At 49.3% G+C, this 4,294-nt stretch carries 4 protein-coding genes; all 4 read right to left on the bottom strand.

All coding sequences use genetic code 11. The features are described 5' to 3' along the window. On the bottom strand, positions 1–305 hold a 305-nt coding region (locus U9P07_04125; GenBank protein MEA2108586.1), incomplete at its 3' end, for a succinate--CoA ligase subunit alpha. 80 nt (positions 306–385) lie between these two features. Next, on the bottom strand, positions 386–1,549 hold the full coding sequence (gene sucC, locus U9P07_04120) for an ADP-forming succinate--CoA ligase subunit beta (GenBank protein ID MEA2108585.1): 1,164 nt from the start codon (positions 1,547–1,549) through the stop codon (positions 386–388). 168 nt (positions 1,550–1,717) lie between these two features. Beyond that, positions 1,718–3,397, bottom strand: coding sequence for an FAD-binding protein (locus U9P07_04115; GenBank protein ID MEA2108584.1), 1,680 nt, complete (start codon positions 3,395–3,397; stop codon positions 1,718–1,720). A 56-nt stretch (positions 3,398–3,453) separates the two neighbouring features. Further along, positions 3,454–4,233, bottom strand: a complete 780-nt coding sequence (locus tag U9P07_04110; protein ID MEA2108583.1) for a 4Fe-4S dicluster domain-containing protein — start codon at positions 4,231–4,233, stop codon at positions 3,454–3,456. Positions 4,234–4,294: the final 61 nt, after the last annotated feature.

Below are 4,294 nucleotides of genomic sequence, written 5' to 3'. Positions count from 1 at the left end.
GTTGGAATTCCTTCGGTTATACAAACTACCAGGTCAACCCCGGCATCAGCCGCCTCCATGATTGCATCGGCAGCAAAAGGGGGCGGAACAAAAATCAGCGATACATTGGCACCGGTTGTCAGCACCGCATCTTCGACGGTATTAAACACCGGAATCCCATCTATCTCCTGGCCGCCCTTGCCGGGAGTCACACCGGCAACCATCTTGGTCCCATAGGCAACACACTGGCGGGCATGAAACATCCCTTCCTGACCGGTTATCCCCTGAACCAGGATTTTAGAATCTTTATTGACTAAAATAGACATAATTCCTCCTGCTAAACTTTCACGGCTACCTTGAAAAATGGCCTCATGTCATCCTCAATGAGTTTTTGTCTCATTCAGTTTTACTGGATGGCCGCCACTACTTTCTGGGCCGCATCAGCCAGTCCACGTCCGATAATCATGTCAATACCGGATTCTTCCAGAATTTTCGCTGCTTCTTCGGCATTGGTTCCTTCAAGGCGAACCACCAGGGGCACATTAACATCCACCAGTTTAGTCGCTTCGATAATGCCATTGGCAATCCGGTCACAACGAACAATGCCACCGAAAATATTGATCAATACCGCTTTAACATTAGGATCTGAGAGAATGATGCGAAAAGCGTTGGCTACCCCTTCGGCATTGGCACCGCCCCCAACATCGAGGAAGTTTGCCGGTTCCCCACCTGAAAGTTTGATAATATCCATGGTTGCCATGGCCAGCCCGGCGCCATTCACCATACAGCCAACGTTTCCATCCAGTTTTATGTAGTTAAGACCAAATTTCGAGGCTTCAATCTCCAAAGGTTCCTCTTCCGATAAATCCCTCAATTCCGGCCAGGAATCTTTATGGCGGTACAAGGCGTTGTCATCAAAATTTATTTTGGCATCGAGAGCCAGAATACGACCGTCACCGGTTGACACCAGGGGATTAATTTCCATCAACGAACAGTCATTAACCTCAAAAGCTTTATAGAGGTTCATGAACATCCGGGATGCCGGGCGAACCAGCTTTGCATCAAGCCCCAGCTTATAGGCAACTTTAGCCGCTTGAAAAGGACGGAGCCCCAATGCCGGGTGGACATACTCCTTGATAATCTTTTCCGGGGTTTCAGCTGCCACCTTTTCGATTTCCATCCCCCCTTCGGTGCTGGCCATCAGTACCGGACAATTGGTAGCCCGATCAATAACAATCCCGAAATAATATTCCTTCAGGATATCCATCCCTTCTTCCACAAGCAGTCTTTTTACTTCTTTGCCTTCCGGGCCGGTCTGATGGGTAACCAGCTGCATACCCATGATCTGTCTGGCTGTCTCATAGGCTTCGTCAGGACCATCAACCACCTTAACCCCGCCGCCTTTACCACGGCCGCCGGCATGAATCTGGGCCTTGACCACCACGGTCCCGCCACCAAGATCTTCAGCGGCCTTTTTTGCCTCTGCGGCATCAAAGATGGCAAAGCCTTTGGGAACTTCAACCCCATAATCACGCAGGAGCGCCTTCGCCTGGTATTCATGAATTTTCATAATACCTCCTTGCTACTTCACTATAAATGACTGATTGGTTTTTTAAGGACATGTTAAAAAAAATAAAATATTGATAAAAAAGGCGGGGAACTTCCCCCCGGCTCCTTCATCACAAAGCCATGAGCCAAAACAACCGGGAATCGTTTTCCCGGATCACGCAGCCCTTCTCTAGGCACGCATACCACCATGGTAATGGGTGGTCAACTGTTTTTCCATAATTTCTTCAGGGGTGTAATTAGGCAGTACCAGGGGGGAAACCAGTTCGGTTTCGATACCGGCATCTGCCATTTCTTTATGATAAGTTTCCACGTGATCCATATTGATCTGATCCAGGGAACCGGAAAAGCCTTTTGCATACTCTGCCGCGTTTTTTCCGGCCCGACGGCCAAATACGGTTATATCAAGCAGGGAATTCCCCATCAGGCGATTTTCCCCATGCACGCCCCCGGATGCCTCACCGGCCACAAACAGACCTTCAACATTGGTGGCACTATTGTCCTTAATGGCCAAACCCCCATTTTGATAATGCAATGTGGGATAAACCAGCATCGGCACTTTACTGATATCAATTCCATAACGCATAAACTGGATATGTTTTGCCGGTAGTTCCTTTTTAACTGTGCCCGGTCCTTCCAGATCATCAATCATGGGCGAATCAAGCCAGACACCTACCCGTCCGGTTGGAGTTACAACACCATTGTTCCGTTCAAGGCATTCTTGGATGATACAGGAGGATTCAACATCCCGGGGTTCACGCTCGAAGACAAACTGTTGCCCTTCACAGTTGAGTAAATTAGCTCCCAGACCCCGAACTTTCTCGGTAATCAATAAACCAATATTCTGTTCCGGAAAAGCTGCCCCGGTAGGATGATACTGGGTTGAATGCATGAAGGACAGGGGAACACCGGCCCGGTAGCCGATAACCAGACCATCGGCAGTAGCACCATAATGATTGGTGGTGGCAAAGCCTTGAATATGCAGCCGACCATAACCGCCGGTAGCAATGATGGTGGCTTTCGCTTTGACGACAAAATACTCTTCGGTCTCCATATTGAAGAACAAGGCGCCGGCTGCACGGCCCTGGCTGTCCTTGAGAATTTCAATTGCTGAGGAAAATTCAAGCACGGTAATATCTTCAGCCCGGTTCCGGGCTTCATCCTTCAGTACCCGCATAATCGCTGATCCGGTCATATCCCCGGATGAATGCATCCGTTTACGACAGGTACCGCCGCCATGCCGTACCCGCATCCGGCCATCCGGGTCTTTATCAAACATCAATCCCAGACTTTCAAGCCACTCAATCACCAGGGGCGCGTCATGAGTTAAAGCCGCAACCAGTTCCGGAGTATTGGTAAAATGGCCGCCGCCGATCACATCAAGATAATGGTAATACGGCGAATCCACTTCCTGGCTTGCTCCCTGGATCCCACCTTCCGCCATTACCGTGTTGGCATCACCATGGCGCAGCTTGGTTGCCAGGATCACCTTGGAACCATTCTCCTGGGCCAAAAGCGCGGCCGAAGTACCGGCACCGCCACCGCCGATAACCAGGACGTCCGTTTCAAAAGCAATGAGCTTTTCCAGCTCAGCATTATCAACCAGCAGCCGGGCTTTTGCTTCAAGAACTTCAACAAATCTATCCGGATAAACTTCACCTTTGCTGGGACCAACTTTGACCGCCTGCCTTCCCGCTTCATTGTAATCCGGATGAAATTTATTCAATACCTCCTGACGACCGTCCAGGGTCAGAGGTTCAAAACTAACTCCTTGTTTAACGCGGGCGACCCGTTCAGGGCGGCTGGCCTCAACTTTTTTAATCAATTCCAGCATTTCAGGTGTGTAACCCATGATCACTATCCTCCAGTTGGGATTTTTAATAAATCCACCGATAAATTCAATTAGCTCTATAGAAAAGTTTTATCCTGAGGTTCCCAGCCCTCGCTATCCTGGGGCTCCATTTTCCGTTCAATATAGAGCTTTCTCAAGGTTTCCTCATCACTTTCAACCAGGTTTTTCAGCATTTCATCATATTTGCCCGCTTGAACATCGGCTACCCGTTGCTGCAAATGTTCGGCCTTTGGAACCTGATACCTGGCATAGAGCCGTCGACAGAGCTGAGCCAGATGAAAATGCTGAATCTGGGCCGGACAACGGGCTGAACAAAGTCCGCATTGGATACAATCGAACGAGAGCCGCGCGACCTTGGCAACATCACCGCGCATGGCCGCATTGACATACTCCATCACCTCAATATCCATCGGACAGGATTTGGTGCAGGTATTACAGGCCACGCACTTCATCACCTCCGGATATAGTCTCATGATGGTTTCTGCCGAGTCATCAACCTCTTCAAGTTTGTATGGGGCTCGGTTGGCCGGGAAGAACGGTACCTGGGTCAGATACATATTTTCCTGGACTACTGTCTGGCAGGCAAGACAGAAATGAAGATGATAATCCCCCAAAATTCGGTAAACTGTCGGACAGGCACCACAGATACCGCCCCGACAACCGCAGGAACGGATAAATTGGTATCCGGCATATTCCAGGGATTTCTGAATTGTCAGGGTCTCAGGTACCAGATAACGCTTGCCCATGATAAAAATCGGGACGAGCCTGGTGCCCTCGGGCAGAATGGTCCGATCACCGGTTGCCACCTTGAATTCTTTTTTCTGTGCCTCACTCATGAAACTGTCCTCCTCAAGAAAAACAGATGGTTACAACTAAAATGTTGTAACTTACTTTAAA

This window comes from Pseudomonadota bacterium (assembly GCA_034660915.1).
Classification (GTDB): domain Bacteria; phylum Desulfobacterota; class Anaeroferrophillalia; order Anaeroferrophillales; family Anaeroferrophillaceae; genus DQWO01.
This window is presented reverse-complemented; position numbering and strand designations above follow the sequence as displayed.